The organism is Mycobacterium heckeshornense, assembly GCF_016592155.1.
Taxonomy (GTDB): domain Bacteria; phylum Actinomycetota; class Actinomycetes; order Mycobacteriales; family Mycobacteriaceae; genus Mycobacterium; species Mycobacterium heckeshornense.
Window position 1 is genome coordinate 1807326 of record NZ_AP024237.1, and the last position, 17149, is coordinate 1824474.

Genomic DNA, 17149 nt, shown 5'->3' on the forward strand with positions numbered 1-17149 from the left:
GCTCCTTGGATCCGCTTCGCGTAGCCCTTGGTAACGCGCGCCCCGAAGAAGAAGGTAGAGACCAACGATGGCGACCTACGCAATCGTCAAGACCGGTGGCAAGCAGTACAAGGTCGCCGAGGGAGACGTGCTCAAGGTTGAAAAACTCGACTTCGAGCCGGGCGCCAAGGTCACGCTGCCCGTCGCGCTGGTGGTCGACGGCGCGAAAGTCACCACCGATGCCGCCGCGCTGGCCAAGATGGCGGTAACCGGCGAGGTGCTCGAGCACACCAAGCGGCCCAAAGATCCGTATCCACAAGTTCAAGAACAAGACCGGCTACCACAAGCGGCAGGGCCACCGGCAGCCGCTGACGGTGCTGCGGGTCACCGGAATCAAGTAGCGGAGGCGACCGACATGGCACACAAAAAGGGTGCGTCCAGCTCGCGCAACGGCCGTGATTCCGCTGCCCAGCGGCTAGGTGTCAAGCGGTTCGGCGGGCAAGTTGTCAAGGCCGGTGAAATCCTGGTGCGCCAGCGTGGCACCAAATTCCACCCCGGGATCAACGTCGGCCGCGGCGGCGACGACACGCTGTTCGCCAGGGCGGCCGGGGCGGTGCAGTTCGGCGTCAAGCGGGGACGCAAGACCGTCAGCGTTGTGCCCGCCGGCCCTACGGCGGACTGAGCCGCGCGAATGTGACGCGGCGGGCCGCTTGGCCCTGGCGTTGCGTTCGAAGGAGTGATCCCCGATGCCTCGGTTTGTCGACCGCGTCGTCATCCACGTGCGGGCGGGTTCCGGCGGTAACGGCTGCGCCTCGGTTCGCCGGGAGAAATTCAAGCCGCTCGGCGGGCCCGATGGCGGCAACGGCGGTCGTGGCGGCAGCGTGATCTTAGTGGTCGATCCGCAGGTACATACCCTGCTGGACTTCCACTTCCGCCCGCATCTGGTCGCGCCGTCGGGCAAGCAGGGCATGGGCGCCAACCGCGACGGGGCCGCCGGCGCCGACCTGGAGGTCAAGGTTCCCGACGGCACCGTGGTCTTCGACGAAAGCGGCAGGCTGCTGGCCGACCTGGTGGGTGCGGGCACGCGATTCGTCGCCGCGGCGGGCGGTCGCGGCGGGCTGGGCAACGCCGCGCTCGCGTCGCGCGCCCGCAAGGCGCCGGGGTTCGCGCTGCTGGGCGAGAAGGGCGAGGCCCGCGATCTCATCCTGGAGCTCAAGACAGTGGCCGACGTCGGTTTGATCGGGTTTCCTTCGGCGGGGAAATCCTCTCTGGTATCGGCCATTTCGGCGGCTAAACCGAAGATCGCCGACTATCCGTTCACCACGCTGGTGCCCAATCTGGGCGTGGTGTCGGCGGGGGAGACCACCTTTACCGTCGCCGATGTGCCCGGCCTGATCCCGGGTGCATCACAGGGCCGTGGCCTGGGCCTGGATTTTTTGCGCCATATCGAGCGGTGCGCGGTGCTGGTCCACGTAGTGGATTGTGCGACTGCGCAACCCGGCCGCGACCCGGTTTCGGATATCGACGCGCTGGAAACCGAACTGGCCGCGTATACCCCCACGCTGCGCGGAGATGCTGCGCTGGCCGACCTTGCCGAGCGGCCCCGGGCGGTGGTGCTCAACAAGATTGACGTGCCAGAGGGGCGCGAGTTGGCCGCCTTCGTCCGCGACGACATCGCCAAGCGCGGCTGGCCGGTGTTCGCCGTGTCCACCGTTTCCCGAGAAGGTTTGCAGCCGTTAGTATTTGCGCTTGCTGACCTGGTCTCGCGATATCATGCCGCGCATCCGGATCCGGCGCCGCGACGGCCGGTGATCCGCCCGGTGCCGGTTGACGACCGCGGCTTCACAGTGGAACCGGACGGTCATGGGGGATTCGTCGTGCACGGCGCCCGGCCCGAACGCTGGATCGCACAGACCGATTTCGACAACGACGAAGCGGTGGGCTATCTCGGCGACCGGTTGGCGCGCCTGGGTGTCGAAGCGGAACTGGTGCGCATGGGTGCTGAACTGGCTGCGCGGTCACCATCGGTGACGTGACATTCGACTGGGAGCCGCAAACACCCGCCGGTGTGCCCGTGCCGATGTCCGGGCGGGGTACCGACGCGCGCGTGGCACCCACCGAGCGGGTCAGCGCCGCTGAACGCAAGGAGGCCCGCCGTCGGCGCCGCGAACACCGCGAGGAGCCATGACCAGCCCGCACCGAAAGCCATTCGCACCGCGCGGCGCGTCGTCGTCAAGGTCGGCACCACCGCCCTGACCACACCGTCGGGCATGTTCGACGCCGGCAGGTTGGCCGGGCTCGCCGATGCCATCGAGGCGCGGATGAAAGCGGGCCCGACGTCGTCGTTGTATCCTCAGGGGCTATCGCTGCCGGCATCGAACCGCTCGGATTGTCAAGGCGGCCAGCAGATCTAGCAACCAAGCAAGCCGCGGCAAGCGTTGGGCAGGTCGCGTTGGTGAACTCGTGGAGTGCGGCGTTCGCCCGCTACGGCCGCACCGTCGCGCAGGTGCTGCTGACCGCACACGACATTTCCATGCGCGTCTCACACACCAACGCCCAACGCACCCTGGATCGGCTGCGAGCCTTGCACGCGGTGCCGATCGTCAACGAAAACGACACCGTGGCCACCAACGAGATCCGGTTCGGCGACAACGATCGGCTTTCGGCGCTGGTGGCGCATCTGGTCGGCGCTGACGCGCTGGTGCTGCTGTCCGACATCGACGGCCTCTACGACAGAGACCCGCGCAAATCACCCAAGGCACGCTTTATCGCCGAGGTGTCTACTCCGTCCGATCTCGACGGTGTGGTCGCCGGCCGGGGCGGCCACCTGGGCACCGGCGGCATGGCCTCCAAGCTGTCCTCGGCATTGCTGGCCGCCGACGCCGGGGTGCCGGTACTGCTGGCTGCCGCCACCGAGGCAGCCGCCGCCCTGACCGACGCATCGGTGGGCACCGTGTTCGTGGCCCGGCCCGAGCGAATGTCGGCCCGCCGATTCTGGGTGCGCTACGCCGCGGAGTCGGCCGGCTCGCTCACCCTCGACGAGGGCGCGGTGCGCGCTGTGCTGCGGCAGCGCCGCTCGCTGCTGCCTGCGGGCATCACCGCGCTGTCGGGCCGATTCTGTGGGGGGGACGTCGTTGAGCTGCGTGGTCCCGACGCCGCGGTGGTGGCCCGTGGCGTGGTCGCCTACGACGCGACGGAACTGGCCACGATGATGGGTCGCTCGACATCGGAGCTGCCCACGGAACTGCGGCGGCCGGCCGTGCACGCCGATGATCTCGTCGCCGTGTAGCGGCGCCGCCTGCCTTGACGCGCTCGGCCATACCCGATCACCACGAGCCGGCTGCCCGGACCGGGGCACGGCCGAGTTCGTCGGCCAGCAAGGTCAAAACCTCCGAGCAACCGCCGTCAACCTTGACCGCGGCCAGGTCGTCGCCGCGGGTGCGGCCGCGGTTGACGATGGCGATCGGCATGCCGGCTGCGGCCGCGTGGCGCACAAACCGGTAGCCGGAGAACACCGTCAGCGATGATCCCGCCACCAGCAACGCATCAGCGCTATCGATCAACGAATATGCTTGGGCAACACGGTTTTTGGGAACATTTTCGCCGAAGTAGACAATGTCGGGTTTGAGCATGCCGGCGCAGGACGGGCACTCCGGGTAGCGGAACGCGGCGGTGTCGCTGACGGCGGCATCGGCGTCCGGAGCGACAGCCAGCCCGCCCACGGCTTCGGATCGCTCGATGAATCCCGGGTTCAGCGCCTCCAGCTGGTCGGCCAGGGCCGCACGGCTGGTCAGGTAGTCGCAGCTCAGACACACCACCCGCGCGTAGCTGCCGTGCAGATTGACCACCGTGCGGCTGCCGGCCTTGGTGTGCAACAGGTCGACGTTCTGGGTAATGATCCCGCTCACTGCGCCGCAGCGCTCGAGGCGGGCCAACGCCCGATGCCCCGCGTTGGGCACCGCGGTGTCCATGTGCCGCCAGCCAACGTGGTTGCGCGCCCAGTACCGCCGCCGGAATGCCGGATCGGAGGTGAACTGGCGGATCGTCATCGGGCTGCTGGGTGGTGAATTTGGTCCGCGATAGTCCGGAATACCGGAGTCGGTGGAGATTCCGGCGCCCGTCAGCGCCACCACACGACGCCCGGCCAACAGGGCGACCAGCTCAGGCACGGCAATGTCGGGAATCCGCATGCGGTCGAGAGTAGACACCGCGGGCTCAATCCAGGCAGTGCGCCGCCCGGGTCAGCTCGGCGTCCATGTTGCGTGCCATCATCGTCAGCGCCGCCGCACCCAGATCCGCGTCGATGTGGGCGACGGCGTCCGTGGGCACCACGACCGGAAAGTGGCGCACGTAGGCGTCAAGCGCGCTGTACAGGATGCACTGCTCGGTGACTTGCCCGGTGAGGATCAACCGTTTGGTGCCAAGACGCCCGAGCAGATATCCCAGTGGCGTGGAATAGAACACGCTGTGGCGGACTTTGGTGACGCTGAGGCTGCCCGCAGCCGGCACGATCGGCTCCACCAGATCTGGCCGGGCACCCTCGAGTGCCGAGCGGACGATGTCGGAGAACTCGGCGGTGAAATCGCCGTAGTTGTCGTTGACGTATACCAGGTCGACGTCGTCGCGAGTGCGCGCGCGGCGCACCACATCGGCCAGCGGCTCGCTGATCTGCGCGACATTGGAAATCAGTAGTTCGGCGTCGGGATGCCGATAGGTATTCAGCATGTCGACAACCAGCACAGCGGTATCACTCATGGACTGTGCATACCCGGTCACCGGGCAATGACAGCGGCCAGGCGAGAATGTACTGGCGATGGACTTCTACTGCGCTTACAGCCACGGATTCGTGCGTGTCGCCGCGTGCACGCACCGGACCACGATCGGCGACCCTGCGAGCAACGCCGAGTCGGTGCTGCGGTTGGCCCGCGAATGCCACGACGACGCCGTCGCGCTGGCGGTGTTTCCCGAGTTGACGCTGTCCGGCTACTCCATCGAGGACATCCTGCTGCAGGACACTCTGCTCGACGCCGTCGAAGACGCTTTGCTCGACGTCGTCGCGGCCTCCGCCAACCTGCTGCCGGTGCTGGTGGTCGGCGCGCCACTGCGCTACCGGCACCGCATCTACAACACCGCGGTCGTCATTCACCGCGGGGTTGTGCTCGGCGTCGCGCCCAAGTCGTATTTGCCCACCTACCGGGAGTTCTACGAGCAGCGCCAACTCGCGGCCGGAGACGACGAACACGGCACGATCCGTATCGGCGGCGCCCAGGTGCCGTTCGGCCCGGATCTGCTGTTCGCCGCCGCGGACCTGCCGGGTTTCGTCCTGCACGTCGAAATCTGCGAGGACATGTTCGTGCCGCTTCCGCCGAGCGCGGAGGCGGCACTGGCCGGTGCGACGGTGCTGGCCAACCTGTCCGGCAGCCCCATCACGATCGGGCGCGCCGAAGACCGCTGCCTGCTGGCGCGTTCAGCGTCAGCGCGGTGTCTGGCCGCCTACGTCTACGCTGCCGCGGGCGAAGGTGAGTCGACCACCGATCTGGCCTGGGACGGTCAGACCATGATCTGGGAGAACGGGGTACTGCTCGCCCAATCCGAACGCTTTCCCAAAGGGGAACGCCATTCAGTCGCCGACGTCGACACCGAATTGCTGCGGTCGCAGCGGTTGCGGATGGGCACCTTCGACGACAACCGGCGTCATCACCGGGTGCTGGCAGAGTCGTTCCGGCGCATCGAGTTTCGGCTCGACCCCCCGACCGGCGATATCGGGCTGCGACGCGAGGTTGAGCGGTTTCCGTTCGTGCCGGCCGATCCGTCGCGGTTGGAACAGGACTGCTACGAGGCGTACAACATTCAGGTCGCCGGGCTCGAGCAGCGGCTGCGAGCGCTGAACTACCCGAAAATCGTGATCGGTATTTCCGGCGGGCTGGACTCCACCCACGCACTGATCGTCGCGGCCCGCGCCATGGACCGGGAAAACCGGCCGCGGAGCGACATTTTGGCGTTCACACTGCCCGGCTTTGCCACCGGGGAGCGCACGAAGGGCAACGCGATTAGGCTGGCACACGCGCTGGGAGTGACCTTTGAGGAAATCGACATCCGCGACACCGCCCAACTGATGCTCACCACCATCGATCACCCGTTTGCCCGCGGCGAGAAGGTCTACGACGTCACCTTCGAAAATGTCCAGGCCGGCTTGCGCACCGACTACCTGTTCCGGCTGGCCAACCAGCGGGGCGGCATCGTGCTCGGCACCGGTGATCTGTCCGAGCTGGCGCTGGGCTGGTCGACATACGGTGTCGGAGACCAGATGTCGCACTACAATATCAATGGTGGCGTACCGAAAACGCTGATCCAGCACCTGATCCGCTGGGTGATCTCCTCCGGCCAGTTCGACGACGAGGTCTGTGCCACACTGCAGTCCGTCCTCGACACCGAGATAACCCCTGAACTGGTGCCCCCCGGAGGGGAAGAGGAGATCCAAAGCAGCGAAGCAAAGGTCGGCCCATATGTGCTACAAGACTTTTCGCTGTTCCATGTCTTGCGTTACGGGTTTCGCCCGTCGAAGATCGCGTTTCTGGCCTACCACGCCTGGAGCGACCCCGACCGCGGCACGTGGCCGCCCGGCTTTCCCGAAGACAAGCGGCCGTCGTACTCACTGCACGATATCCGGCACTGGCTGAAGGTTTTCGTGGAGAGGTTCTACTCGTTCAGCCAATTCAAGCGTTCGGCCCTGCCGAACGGGCCCAAGGTGTCTCATGGGGGAGCGTTGTCTCCGCGCGGCGACTGGCGCGCGCCATCGGACATGTCGGCACGGGCCTGGCTCGACGAAATCGAGCGGGAGATACCTGACTCAGCGCCGGGGTAGGCGTGTGCGGGGTTACCGCGCCGGCGGCGCCTCGGCGCGGGGTGCTTCACCGCCGCGCGGATCTGCGCACTACAAGCGACCGTCCACCCGCAGCTCAGGGTGCACCCAGTTCGGGGATCGCCGTTCGGCGAAGGCCCGGAATCCTTCGACGGCTTCGGCGCTTTCGATGCTGGCCTCCATCCCGATCCGGTCGTAGAGGCCCAGGTAGTTGTCCAGGCTGGCCTTCACGGTGCGGCGAGCTCCGGGCGCTGTCCGGCAACACTGGGCCAGCACCTCGCGCGCGGCATCCATCAACTGGTCGTGCGGCACCACCCGCGCCACCATGCCCCACTGGACCGCCTCGTCGGCCGTCAGCGTCCGGCCGGTGAACATCAGATCGCGGGTGCGGACCGGGCCGATGATGCGGGCCAGCATCTGGCTGTAATAGGTGTCGGCGATGCCGCGGTACAACTCGGGAACACGAAACGTTGCCCGGTCGCTGACCACCGCGACGTCGCTGCACATCGCGATCTGCAGTCCGCCGCCCTGGCACAGGCCGTTGACCGCACAAACCACCGGTTTGGCCGACTTCCGCAATGTGTCGAACCGCGTCACATCCATCGATAGCGCCGACCCGAACGGCATCCAGTTGTCGTCACCGCCGCCGCCGAGATCACCGCCCGGGGCGAACACGTCACCGGTTCCGGTGATCAGCAGCCCTGCCAGACCCGGGTCGGAGTTGACCCGGGTGACGGCGTAGCGGATGCCGAAGTACATCGCGGCTGTCATGGCGTTGCGCGCATGCGGGCGGTCCAGCGTCACGACCGCGAACGGACCTTCCCGGGTAAATCGCAGGTACTTCGTTCCTAACCAGTCGCCCTCGGGCGGGCGTGGGCTGCTGTCGTCGGGTGTCGGCATGGGGAGACGTTAACTCAGCCCGGGACGACGGCGTCGTCGATGGCCTCGTTCAGCGGTGCGCAGTCACCGGCCCCGGGAACCAGTGTCGCCAAGGCGCCGGCCGCGCAGGCGCGACGCAGGGCGTGGTCGACGTCACCGGACCAGCCTGCGGCCAGCACCCCGGCGAATACATCGCCGGCCCCGGCGGTGTCCACCGGTTCGACCGTCGGTGCGGGCACCGCCAGGTTGGTGTGCCCGCTGACATAAGACGCCCCACGTGCTCCGCGGGTGATCACCAAATGCGGGACCGGCCAATGCCACTGCGCCGCCTCGGATTCGTTGACCACGACGACGTCGGTCAGCCCGGCAAGTTCGGCCAGGTCCGTGGCTGGCGGTGACGCGTTGAGCATGACGACGGCGCCGGCCGAACGGGCCACCCTGGCCGCGGCGACCGCCGCGGTCACCGGAATCTCCAACTGCAGCAACAACACATCGCAATCGGCGACGACAGCGCGTGCGTCAGAGGAGTCCAGCGTGAGTCGGCCGTTGGCGCCGGGTGCAACGACGATCGTGTTCTCACCCGCGGAATCGACCAAAATCGCCGCGTGACCACTTGGTCCAGCGATCACGATCAGCCCGGTAATGTCCACGCCGTTGGAGACGAGGTGTTCGCGCAGCCGCTCACCCACCGGGTCGGTGCCTACTGCGCCGACGAACTGCACCCGGGCGCCGGCCCGCGCCGCGGCCACCGCCTGGTTGGCGCCCTTGCCACCGGGTTGGGATCGCATCGACGCGGCCAACACGGTTTCGCCCGGGCGCGGTAACGCGTCGACGTCGAACACGGTGTCCAGATTGACGCTGCCTACCACGCATACCCGTGTCGTCATGGCCCAAACGGTAAGCGAGTCGGCTGGCCTTGCGGATCCCCTAATGGCTATCCCCGCGATGGTCGGGCGCTCTGCGTTGGGTGGCCTCAGCGGCCGATACAGCTAAGGCAAACCTCGGCAAACGCCATTTTCGCCGTGTCTTCACGCTAGTCTGCTGGGTGATCGGCGCTTCGTGGGGCGCGCCAGCGAAAGGAAGCCGATTGACCTCAGAGCAGCCCACAGAACCGGTGTCGCAGGATCAACCCGTCCGCTCCCCGAAACGGAGAATCCGGCCGCCGATGCTCTCCTTGCTGAGCATCCAGTCCAAAGTCATGGTGATGCTGCTGCTTTCGAGCATCGTGTCGGTGGCGGTGATCGGCATGATCGGGTTCGAATCGGGCCGCGGCGCCCTGCGCAACGCGGTCTCGCAGCGGTTGCTGGAGCTGCGCGACTCGCAGACGCGGGCCGTTGCGGCCTTGTTTGCCGACTTGGCGAATTCGTTGATCGTCTACAGCCGCGACCCGACCACGGTCGATGCGGTGCGGGCATTCACAGCGGGCTTCGACCAATTGGCCAACGCGACCATCTCTCCAGCCGAGGAGCAGGCGCTCAGGAACTACTACAACAACGAAGTCATCAAGCCGACCGACCGGGTGACCGGCAGCGATCTGGATATCAACCTGCTGCTGCCACATTCGAGCGCACAGAAGTATCTGCAGGCGCACTACACCGCGCCATTTCGGTCGAACACCGAATCGAGAAAGGTTGACGACGCTGGCGACGGCAGCGCCTGGTCGGCCGCTAACGCCCGCTTCAGCAGTTTCTTCCGGGAAATCGTCACCCGATTCGACTACGCGGACGGACTGCTGCTGGATACGAACGGCAACGTTGTCTACTGCGTGAACAAAGACGCCGATCTGGGGACCAACATCTTGACTGGGCCATATCGCCAATCCAATCTACGGGTGGCGTACGAAAAAGCACTGGGCGCCAATGACATTGACTTCGTTTGGATCACCGACTTTGAGCCGTATCAAGCGCAACAGGACTCACCCACTGCATGGTTGGTGTCGCCGGTCGGCACCCAAGACAAGGTCGAAGGAGTGCTGGCTTTACCGTTGCCGATTGCGAAGATCAACGCCATCATGACCGCGAACAAGAACTGGCTAGCGGCCGGGATGGGCGCGACAACCGAAACGTATCTGGCCGGTCCGGACATGTTGATGCGATCTGATTCCCGGCTCTTCATCGAAGATCCCAAGGCATACCAGCGTGAGGCTGTGGCAGCAGGCACTCCGCGCGACGTCGTGAACAAGGCAGTCCAGTTGGGCACCACAACGCTGGTGCAGCCCGTCGACACCGCCGGTCTTCGCGCGGCACAGCGCGGACAAAACGGTGTCATCGGCGATACCGACTACACGGGCAACCGGGAACTTGAGGCTTATGGCCCCTTGAGCGTGCCGAACTCAGACCTGCATTGGTCCATCCTTGCGACCAGGGACAACTCCGAGGCCCTGGTTCCGATTGCGTCATTTACCAAGACCATTGTATTAGCCACTACGGCAATCATTTTCGTCATTTGCGTGGCGGCGATGCTGCTTGCCCAGCTATTTGTGCGCCCGATTCGGCGGCTGGAAGAGGGAACCAGGAAGATCAGCGGCGGCGACTATGAGGTCACCGTCCCGGCGACTTCGCGCGACGAAATCGGGGACCTGACCAAGGCGTTCAATGAGATGAGCCGGAATCTTCAGATCAAAGAGGAGTTGCTCAACGAGCAACGAAAGGAAAACGACCGCCTGTTGCTGTCTTTGATGCCCGCGCAAGTTGCGCAGCGATACCGGGGCGGAGAGCAGACCATCGCCGAAGAGCACCAGGACGTCAGTGTGATCTTCGCCGACATCGTGGGATTCGACGAGATTTCGAACGACGTGCCGTCCGATATGTTGGTGCGAGGTGTCGACGCGCTGCTCCGACAGTTCGACTCAGCAGCCGAATCCCTTGGCGTCGAGCGAATTCGCACACTCCACAACGGGTACCTTGCCAGCTGCGGCGTCAACACCCCTCGATTGGACAATGTGCACCGGACGGTCGATTTCGCGGTCGAAATGCGGCGCATCGTCGAACGGTTCAGCAACCAAACCGGCTATGATCTGAGCCTTCGGGCCGGCATCACGACGGGAAGAGTCGTCAGCGGGCTGGTAGGAAGATCCAGCGTCGTCTACGACATGTGGGGTGCCGCGGTAAGCCTGGCTTACCAGATGCACAGTGGATCACCGCAACCCGGAATCTACGTCACGGCGCAGGTATACGAAGTGATGCGCGACATTCGGCAGTTCACGCCGGCCGGCACTATCTCGGTCGGTGGAGCAGAGCAGCCCATCTGGCGGTTGTCGGAGCGGGAATGAACGTATTCGACTCGCCGTGGTTTTACTGGGCGCTCGCGGTGTCGATCGGATTGCCCGTCTGTCTCATCGTTCTCACCGAGTGGCATCAGACGCTGGCCCACAAGAAAAGTCATCTGGCCAAGCCGGTCCACTTGCTGCGCACCTATGTCGTGCCACTGGGCGCGCTATTGCTCCTGCTCGTCAAAGCCACCCAGGTCGATGCCCGCGACGTTTCAGTGCGCGTCCTGGCAACGGCATTCGGTTTCGTGGTGCTGGTGCTGGTGCTCTCCGGTCTCAACGCCACCCTGTTTCAAAGTGCGCCGCAAGGTTCGTGGCGCGACCGGTTACCAGCCATATTCGTCGACGTCGCCCGGTTCCTGCTGATCGGGGTGGGGCTGGCGCTCATCTTGTCTTATTTCTGGGGCGTCCGCATCGCAGGCTTGTTCACCGCGCTGGGTGTGACGTCGGTGGTCATCGGCCTGATGCTGCAGAACTCAGTCGGCCAGATCGTGTCAGGTCTTTTCATGCTGCTCGAACAGCCGTTCCGGATCGGCGATTGGCTGGACACGCCCGCGGCACGGGGACGAATCGTCGAAGCGAATTGGCGCGCTGTCCACATCGAAACCGGCAAGGGGCTACAGATCACACCGAACTCGGTGCTGGCCACCACGTCGTTCACGAACCTCAGCCGCCCGGCCGGTGCCCACAAACTCGCTGTGACGACGGTGTTTTCGCTCGCTGACCCACCGGACCGGGTGTGCGCGATGCTGTCCCGCGTTGCCAGTGCGCTTCCACAGGTGCGGGAGGGCAGCGCGGTTACATCGGTGCCCATCGGTAGCGCCTCCGACAACACGGCGCGCTGTTGCCAATATCGCACCACAATCGGTCTGAACTCTCCCGCCGACGACAGTGCGGTGCAAGCCACCTTCTTGCGGTGGATTTGGTATGCGTCGCGGCGGGAGGGGCTTCACCTCGACGGCGCCGATGACAACATCTCGACGACCGAACGCGTGGAGAAAGCCTTACATACGGTGGTGGCGCCGGCATTGCGCCTGACCCCAACCGACGAACAGTCTCTGGTTCCCTACGCGAAAGTGGTCCGCTACGGTGCCGGCGAGATTGTTCAGCGCGCTGGCGAAGTGCCTGCCGGTATGGCGTTTTTGATGCAGGGCAGTGTTCGGCTGTCCGTGACCGGTCAAGACGGGTCCACCACCGAGGTAGGGACCTTGGACGAGGGCTCCTTCGTCGGCCTGACAGCGTTGACGCGGCAGCCGAACCTCTCCGATGCCTACGCCTTGGACGAGGTGACCGCGCTCGAGATCGATCGCGTCCATCTCGAACGTCTGGTGATGGACAAGCCGTTACTCCTGCAGGAGTTCGGCCGCATTCTCGACGAGCGGCGAAGCCAAGTATCGCGGTTGGGAGGCCGTGAGCGGTCGAACATCCCGGGATCGTAGGCCGCCCATGTCGACATGTGGCCGCTGAATTCGGCCAGCACAATCAACGCGGCGGCTTTGTCGCATGCTCGCATGGCGTTGAGCGGTCGCCCCGCAGAAGGCGACGTGTTCGCCGGATACATCCCTGAAGGGCCGAGCTTCGCCTTCCAGGAACCGCCGCCGGCAGTGGCGGCTCCGCTGAACGTCGAGGGCATTCGCCGCCACCAGATCGCGCCGGCCGCGGGCCGCGCCACGGGCTCGCGCAGTGGTCGCCGCGGCCAATGCGCTGGGCACCGCCGCCGGCTGACACGGCTATTTTTCGGGTTTGTGATCACGGGTCGGCATCGCGATCTGGGTCGACGTCTGCAGGACCAAGACCTGGCCGAACATCGTTGCCGACACCCGCGCGGCGATGCTTAAGCAATCTCGCCCGCCATTTGGAGCCCCGCCCGGCTCGGGGTGTCGCCGCCCACCATTGGCGGACCGATACGCTGGGGTAATGAGTCTGCACGCTCCGTCGCGCCACGACTTGCGTCAAGAAGTCCATGACGCCGCGCGCCGGGCCCGTGTCGCCGCGCGCGCCCTGGCCTCGCTGCCCACCGCGGTGAAGAACCAAGCGCTGCACGCAGCCGCCGACGCGATCATCGCCCACGTCGATAAGATCCTGGCCGCCAACGCCGAAGACCTCAATGCCGCCCGCGACGCAAACACCCCGACGGCGATGCTCGACCGGCTGGCCCTCAACCCGCAACGCGTTGACGGGATCGCCGCCGGCCTGCGTCAGGTGGCCGGTCTGCCCGATCCGGTCGGTGAAGTGCTGCGCGGCTACACGTTGCCCAACGGGCTGCACTTGCGCCAGCAGCGGGTCCCGCTCGGCGTGGTCGGCATGGTCTACGAGGGCCGTCCCAATGTGACCGTCGACGCGTTCGGGCTGGCGCTGAAGTCAGGCAACGCGGCGCTGCTGCGCGGCAGCTCCTCGGCGGACCGGTCCAACGCGGCGTTGGTGGAGGTGCTGCGCGACGCACTGGTCAAAGAAGACCTGCCCATCGACGCGGTGCAGTTGCTGGACAGCTCGGACCGCGCGACCGTCACCCACCTCATCCAGGCACGCGGGCTGGTCGACGTGGTGATCCCGCGCGGGGGAGCGGGCCTCATCGACGCGGTGGTGCGCGACGCCCAAGTGCCGACCATCGAAACCGGCGTCGGCAACTGCCACGTGTATGTGCACGAAGCCGCCGACCTCAACGTCGCCGAACGGGTGTTGCTGAACTCCAAGACCCGCCGGCCCAGCGTGTGCAACGCCGCCGAAACGTTGCTGGTCGACGTGGCGATCGCCGATCGCGCGATGCCGCGGCTGGTGGGCGCGTTGCAGGACGCCGGGGTGACCGTGCACCTCGACCCGGACGAGGCTGACCTGCGTCGGGAGTTTTTGTCGATGGACATTGCGGTGGCGGTGGTCGACGGTGTCGACGCTGCGATCGCCCACATCAACGAATACGGCACCGGACACACCGAAGCCATCGTGACTACGAATTTAGCTGCGGCACAACGGTTTACTGAAGGAGTCGATTCGGCTGCAGTGATGGTCAACGCGTCGACGGCGTTCACCGACGGCGAGCAGTTCGGGTTCGGCGCCGAGATCGGCATCTCCACCCAGAAGCTGCATGCTCGCGGCCCGATGGGGCTGCCCGAATTGACCTCAACCAAGTGGATCGTCTGGGGAGACGGTCACACCCGACCCGCCTAGGAGAAGCGCCAGTGACCGTTCCCGCACGTCCTATTCCGCTGTTCGCCGACATCGACGACGTCGCGCGCCGGCTGGCCGACACCGGCTACCTGCCCGACACCGCGACCGCGACCGCGGTGTTCCTCGCCGACCGGCTCGGTAAGCCGTTGCTGGTCGAAGGACCCGCCGGGGTCGGAAAGACCGAGCTGGCCCGCGCCGTCGCGCAAGCCACTGGGTCCGGGCTGGTGCGTCTGCAGTGCTACGAAGGCGTCGACGAGGCCCGCGCCCTCTACGAGTGGAACCATGCCAAGCAGATTCTGCGTATCCAAGCCGGTTCCGGCGACTGGGAGGCGACCAAAGCCGACGTGTTCAGCGAGGAGTTCCTGCTGACCCGCCCGCTGCTGACCGCGATCCGGCGCACCGAGCCCACAGTGCTGTTGGTCGACGAGACCGACAAGGCCGACATCGAGATGGAAGGCCTGCTGCTGGAGGTTTTGAGCGACTTCGCGGTGACCGTTCCCGAGCTGGGCACCATCACCGCGGACCGCGCGCCGTTCGTCGTGTTGACCTCCAACGCGACCCGCGAGCTGTCCGAGGCGCTCAAACGGCGTTGCCTGTTCTTACACATCGACTTTCCGAGCCCCGAGATGGAACGGCGAATCCTGTTGTCCCGGGTCCCGGAGCTGCCTGTGCATCTGGCCGACGAGCTGGTGCGCATCATCGGTGTGCTGCGCGGCATGCAGCTGAAGAAGGTGCCATCGATCGCCGAGACCATCGACTGGGGCCGCACGCTGCTGGCGCTGGGCCTGGACACCATCGATGACGCCACTGTGGCCGCCACGTTGGGTGTGGTGCTCAAGCACCAGTCCGACCAGCAGCGCGCGGCCGGAGAGCTCAGGCTGAACTGATGGCCGTTCGCCGCGTCCGCCCCCGTCAGCCGTTGGCCCCGCATGGGCTTCCCGGTCATCTGGTTGGCTTTGTGGAAGCGCTTCGCGCGCAGGGCATTTCGGTCGGGCCGTCGGAGACGGTGGACGCCGGGCGGGTGGTGGCCACTTTGGGGCTCGGTGACCGCGAGGTGCTGCGCGAGGGCATCGCCTGCGCCGTGTTGCGCCGACCGGATCACCGCGAAACCTACGACGCCATGTTCGACCTGTGGTGGCCGGCCGCGTTGGGTGCGCGAGCGGTGGTGACCGACGAGGCCGGCGACGACCCGGGTGTGCAGCTGGCGCCCGACGACGTCGAAGCGATGCGGCAGATGCTGGTCGATCTGCTGACCGCCCACCACGATCTCGCCGACATGGACGAGCGGCTGGTGGCGATGATCGCTCAGATCGTGGAGGCCTATGGCAAATACAGCTCCAGCCGCGGCCCGTCGTACTCGTCGTATCAGGCGCTCAAAGCGATGGCGCTGGACCAGCTCGAAGGCCGGCTGCTGGCCGGCCTGCTGGCACCCTACGGCGACCAGCCCACCCCTACCCAGGAACAGATCGCCAAAGCCCTTGCCGCGCAGAAGATCACCCAGCTGCGCAGGATGGTCGACGCCGAGACCAAGCGCCGCACCGCCGAACAGCTCGGCCGCGACCACGTTCAAATGTACGGCATTCCACAGCTTTCCGAGAACGTGGAGTTCCTGCGCGCCTCAGCTGACCAGCTGCGCCAGATGCGCCGGGTGGTGGCGCCACTGGCGCGCACCCTGGCCACCCGGCTGGCCGCCCGCCGGCGTCGCACCCGCGCCGGGGCCATCGACCTGCGCAAAACCCTGCGCAAGTCGATGTCCACCGGCGGTGTGCCCATCGACGTGGTGTTGCGTAAGCCGCGCCCGGCCCGGCCCGAACTGGTGGTGCTCTGCGACGTGTCGGGCTCGGTGGCCGGGTTCAGCCACTTCACCCTGCTGCTGGTTCATGCGCTGCGCCAACAATTTTCGCGGGTGCGGGTATTTGCGTTCATCGACACCACCGACGAGGTGACGCACCTCTTCGGACCCGACGCCGACCTGGCGGTGGCGATCCAGCGCATCACCCGCGAAGCCGGTGTCTACACCCGCGACGGGCATTCCGACTACGGCAACGCGTTCGTCTCGTTCACCGAGCAGTTCCACAATGTGCTTTCCCCGCGCAGCTCGCTGCTGGTGCTCGGCGACGGCCGCACCAACTACCGTGACCCGGCGATCGACGTGTTGGCGCACATGGTGACCGCCAGCCGTCACGCGCACTGGCTCAACCCCGAGCCCAGACACCTGTGGGGCAGCGGGGACTCGGCCGCGCCGCGCTACCAGGACGTGATCACCATGTACGAGTGCCGGTCGGCCAAGCAGCTGGCCGCGGTGATCGATCAGCTGTTGCCGGTCTAGTCTTGGCGCCAAACGGTTCTCAAGTGATCAGCTCAGCGTCCACGTCGAGCGCCCGGTAGACCTCGAGCGCACGATGGTCGCGGGTCGCGAGCGTGAGCCGGTGCTCGTGGGCGACGGCGCCGACGAGCGCGTCGTAGACCGACCCGCCCGCGATGCCTGCAGTGCCGAGTGCGGCCAAGAGCGAGGCCGCGGCCTGGGGGCCGAGAAATCTGGTTTCGGGGAACGACTTGGCAAGCAACTGTGCCACGGTCGCCGGCGTCCGGCGAGCCGGCGGCGGTAGGCGGGTCAGCACGGAGAACGTCTCGAACGCAGCGTGGCCCGCGAGTCCCCAGCGCCGGTCACGTAGCGCGTGGAAGGCATTTTCATGGTGGTCGTGATCGGCGACCACCAGTGCGACCGCGACGCTCGTGTCAACGAGAACCGTCGCTTTTTTACCGCTGGCCGGCATCGCGCAGGGCCCGGACGAGGTCGTCGTTGATGTCTACGCCGCCGGCGGGTATGACAAGACGGCCCTCGCGCTCGTCGAGCGAGTCGCCGGCGATCGGCTCGACGCGCAGTGCCGCGCCATCAGTGGTCACCTCCACCTCACCGGGCCTCAGGCCCAGATGGTCGCGGAGCGGCTTTGGAATAACCAAGCGTCCTGCCTTGTCAATGGTTGCACGCATGC

14 protein-coding genes and 3 pseudogenes are annotated in these 17149 nt (G+C 66.2%); 11 read left to right on the forward strand and 6 right to left on the reverse strand.

Annotated elements, in window-relative coordinates; genetic code table 11:
- Window positions 1–67 precede the first annotated feature (67 nt).
- From rplU to proB, 4 genes and pseudogenes are all read left to right on the forward strand, one after another.
- Window positions 68–380, forward strand: a pseudogene (gene rplU / locus MHEC_RS08700) (50S ribosomal protein L21).
- 14 nt (window positions 381–394) lie between these two features.
- Window positions 395–661: a 50S ribosomal protein L27 gene (gene rpmA / locus MHEC_RS08705; protein ID WP_048892720.1), complete on the forward strand. Its 267-nt coding sequence runs from the start codon at window positions 395–397 to the stop codon at window positions 659–661.
- A 64-nt stretch (window positions 662–725) separates the two neighbouring features.
- Window positions 726–2167 (forward strand): annotated as a pseudogene (obgE, locus tag MHEC_RS08710) (GTPase ObgE).
- Window positions 2164–3268 (forward strand): annotated as a pseudogene (gene proB / locus MHEC_RS08715) (glutamate 5-kinase). The pseudogenes obgE and proB overlap by 4 nt, the downstream one beginning before the upstream one ends.
- Before the next feature lie 37 nt (window positions 3269–3305).
- Here the strand turns inward: proB and MHEC_RS08720 are convergent.
- Complete coding sequence (locus tag MHEC_RS08720) at window positions 3306–4169, reverse strand: NAD-dependent protein deacetylase (protein WP_048892723.1); 864 nt, start codon at window positions 4167–4169, stop codon at window positions 3306–3308.
- Window positions 4170–4194: 25 nt separating this feature from the next.
- On the reverse strand, window positions 4195–4734 hold the full coding sequence (locus MHEC_RS08725; RefSeq protein ID WP_048892724.1) for a cysteine hydrolase family protein: 540 nt from the start codon (window positions 4732–4734) through the stop codon (window positions 4195–4197).
- 58 nt (window positions 4735–4792) lie between these two features.
- Here MHEC_RS08725 and MHEC_RS08730 point away from each other — a divergent pair, with 58 nt between their 5' ends.
- Entirely contained in the window at window positions 4793–6844 is a 2052-nt protein-coding gene (locus tag MHEC_RS08730) for an NAD(+) synthase (RefSeq protein WP_048892725.1), read from the forward strand.
- A 69-nt stretch (window positions 6845–6913) separates the two neighbouring features.
- Here the strand turns inward: MHEC_RS08730 and MHEC_RS08735 are convergent, their stop codons facing one another.
- Together MHEC_RS08735 and MHEC_RS08740 are read right to left on the reverse strand one after the other, a co-directional pair.
- Entirely contained in the window at window positions 6914–7741 is an 828-nt protein-coding gene (locus MHEC_RS08735) for an enoyl-CoA hydratase/isomerase family protein (protein WP_048892726.1), read from the reverse strand.
- A 14-nt stretch (window positions 7742–7755) separates the two neighbouring features.
- Window positions 7756–8607: a ribokinase gene (locus MHEC_RS08740; RefSeq protein ID WP_048892727.1), complete on the reverse strand. Its 852-nt coding sequence runs from the start codon at window positions 8605–8607 to the stop codon at window positions 7756–7758.
- Between the two features lie 278 nt (window positions 8608–8885).
- Here MHEC_RS08740 and MHEC_RS08745 point away from each other — a divergent pair, with 278 nt between their 5' ends.
- From MHEC_RS08745 to MHEC_RS08770, 6 genes are all read left to right on the forward strand, one after another.
- Window positions 8886–10991 (forward strand): adenylate/guanylate cyclase domain-containing protein, encoded by a 2106-nt coding sequence (locus MHEC_RS08745; RefSeq protein WP_082169972.1) that lies wholly within the window; start codon window positions 8886–8888, stop codon window positions 10989–10991.
- Complete coding sequence (locus tag MHEC_RS08750) at window positions 10988–12427, forward strand: mechanosensitive ion channel family protein (RefSeq protein WP_048892728.1); 1440 nt, start codon at window positions 10988–10990, stop codon at window positions 12425–12427. Before MHEC_RS08745 ends, MHEC_RS08750 begins: the two co-directional genes overlap by 4 nt.
- Before the next feature lie 72 nt (window positions 12428–12499).
- Window positions 12500–12826 carry a hypothetical protein gene (locus tag MHEC_RS08755; protein ID WP_142358628.1) on the forward strand — a complete coding sequence of 109 codons (327 nt, stop codon included), beginning with the start codon at window positions 12500–12502 and terminating at the stop codon, window positions 12824–12826.
- 79 nt (window positions 12827–12905) lie between these two features.
- Window positions 12906–14153 carry a glutamate-5-semialdehyde dehydrogenase gene (locus MHEC_RS08760; RefSeq protein WP_048892730.1) on the forward strand — a complete coding sequence of 416 codons (1248 nt, stop codon included), beginning with the start codon at window positions 12906–12908 and terminating at the stop codon, window positions 14151–14153.
- Window positions 14154–14164: 11 nt separating this feature from the next.
- Entirely contained in the window at window positions 14165–15040 is an 876-nt protein-coding gene (locus MHEC_RS08765) for an AAA family ATPase (RefSeq protein WP_048892731.1), read from the forward strand.
- Window positions 15040–16482: a vWA domain-containing protein gene (locus tag MHEC_RS08770; protein WP_048892732.1), complete on the forward strand. Its 1443-nt coding sequence runs from the start codon at window positions 15040–15042 to the stop codon at window positions 16480–16482. The genes MHEC_RS08765 and MHEC_RS08770 overlap by 1 nt, the downstream gene beginning before the upstream one ends.
- A gap of 19 nt (window positions 16483–16501) precedes the next feature.
- On the opposite strand, the gene MHEC_RS08775 is transcribed toward MHEC_RS08770, so the two are convergent.
- Complete coding sequence (locus MHEC_RS08775) at window positions 16502–16930, reverse strand: type II toxin-antitoxin system VapC family toxin (protein WP_048892733.1); 429 nt, start codon at window positions 16928–16930, stop codon at window positions 16502–16504.
- On the reverse strand, window positions 16914–17147 hold the full coding sequence (locus tag MHEC_RS08780; protein WP_071700273.1) for an AbrB/MazE/SpoVT family DNA-binding domain-containing protein: 234 nt from the start codon (window positions 17145–17147) through the stop codon (window positions 16914–16916). Before MHEC_RS08780 ends, MHEC_RS08775 begins: the two co-directional genes overlap by 17 nt.
- Window positions 17148–17149: the final 2 nt, after the last annotated feature.

What these genes read in the sequence shown, in the direction of transcription:
- rpmA (WP_048892720.1), top strand. Translation starts at nt 395, where the DNA reads ATGGCACACAAAAAGGGTGCGTCCAGCTCGCGCAACGGCCGTGATTCC.
- MHEC_RS08720 (WP_048892723.1), bottom strand. Translation starts at nt 4,169, where the DNA reads ATGCGGATTCCCGACATTGCCGTGCCTGAGCTGGTCGCCCTGTTGGCC.
- MHEC_RS08725 (WP_048892724.1), bottom strand. Translation starts at nt 4,734, where the DNA reads ATGAGTGATACCGCTGTGCTGGTTGTCGACATGCTGAATACCTATCGG.
- MHEC_RS08730 (WP_048892725.1), top strand. Translation starts at nt 4,793, where the DNA reads ATGGACTTCTACTGCGCTTACAGCCACGGATTCGTGCGTGTCGCCGCG.
- MHEC_RS08735 (WP_048892726.1), bottom strand. Translation starts at nt 7,741, where the DNA reads ATGCCGACACCCGACGACAGCAGCCCACGCCCGCCCGAGGGCGACTGG.
- MHEC_RS08740 (WP_048892727.1), bottom strand. Translation starts at nt 8,607, where the DNA reads ATGACGACACGGGTATGCGTGGTAGGCAGCGTCAATCTGGACACCGTG.
- MHEC_RS08745 (WP_082169972.1), top strand. Translation starts at nt 8,886, where the DNA reads ATGCTCTCCTTGCTGAGCATCCAGTCCAAAGTCATGGTGATGCTGCTG.
- MHEC_RS08750 (WP_048892728.1), top strand. Translation starts at nt 10,988, where the DNA reads ATGAACGTATTCGACTCGCCGTGGTTTTACTGGGCGCTCGCGGTGTCG.
- MHEC_RS08755 (WP_142358628.1), top strand. Translation starts at nt 12,500, where the DNA reads ATGGCGTTGAGCGGTCGCCCCGCAGAAGGCGACGTGTTCGCCGGATAC.
- MHEC_RS08760 (WP_048892730.1), top strand. Translation starts at nt 12,906, where the DNA reads ATGAGTCTGCACGCTCCGTCGCGCCACGACTTGCGTCAAGAAGTCCAT.
- MHEC_RS08770 (WP_048892732.1), top strand. Translation starts at nt 15,040, where the DNA reads ATGGCCGTTCGCCGCGTCCGCCCCCGTCAGCCGTTGGCCCCGCATGGG.
- MHEC_RS08775 (WP_048892733.1), bottom strand. Translation starts at nt 16,930, where the DNA reads ATGCCGGCCAGCGGTAAAAAAGCGACGGTTCTCGTTGACACGAGCGTC.
- MHEC_RS08780 (WP_071700273.1), bottom strand. Translation starts at nt 17,147, where the DNA reads ATGCGTGCAACCATTGACAAGGCAGGACGCTTGGTTATTCCAAAGCCG.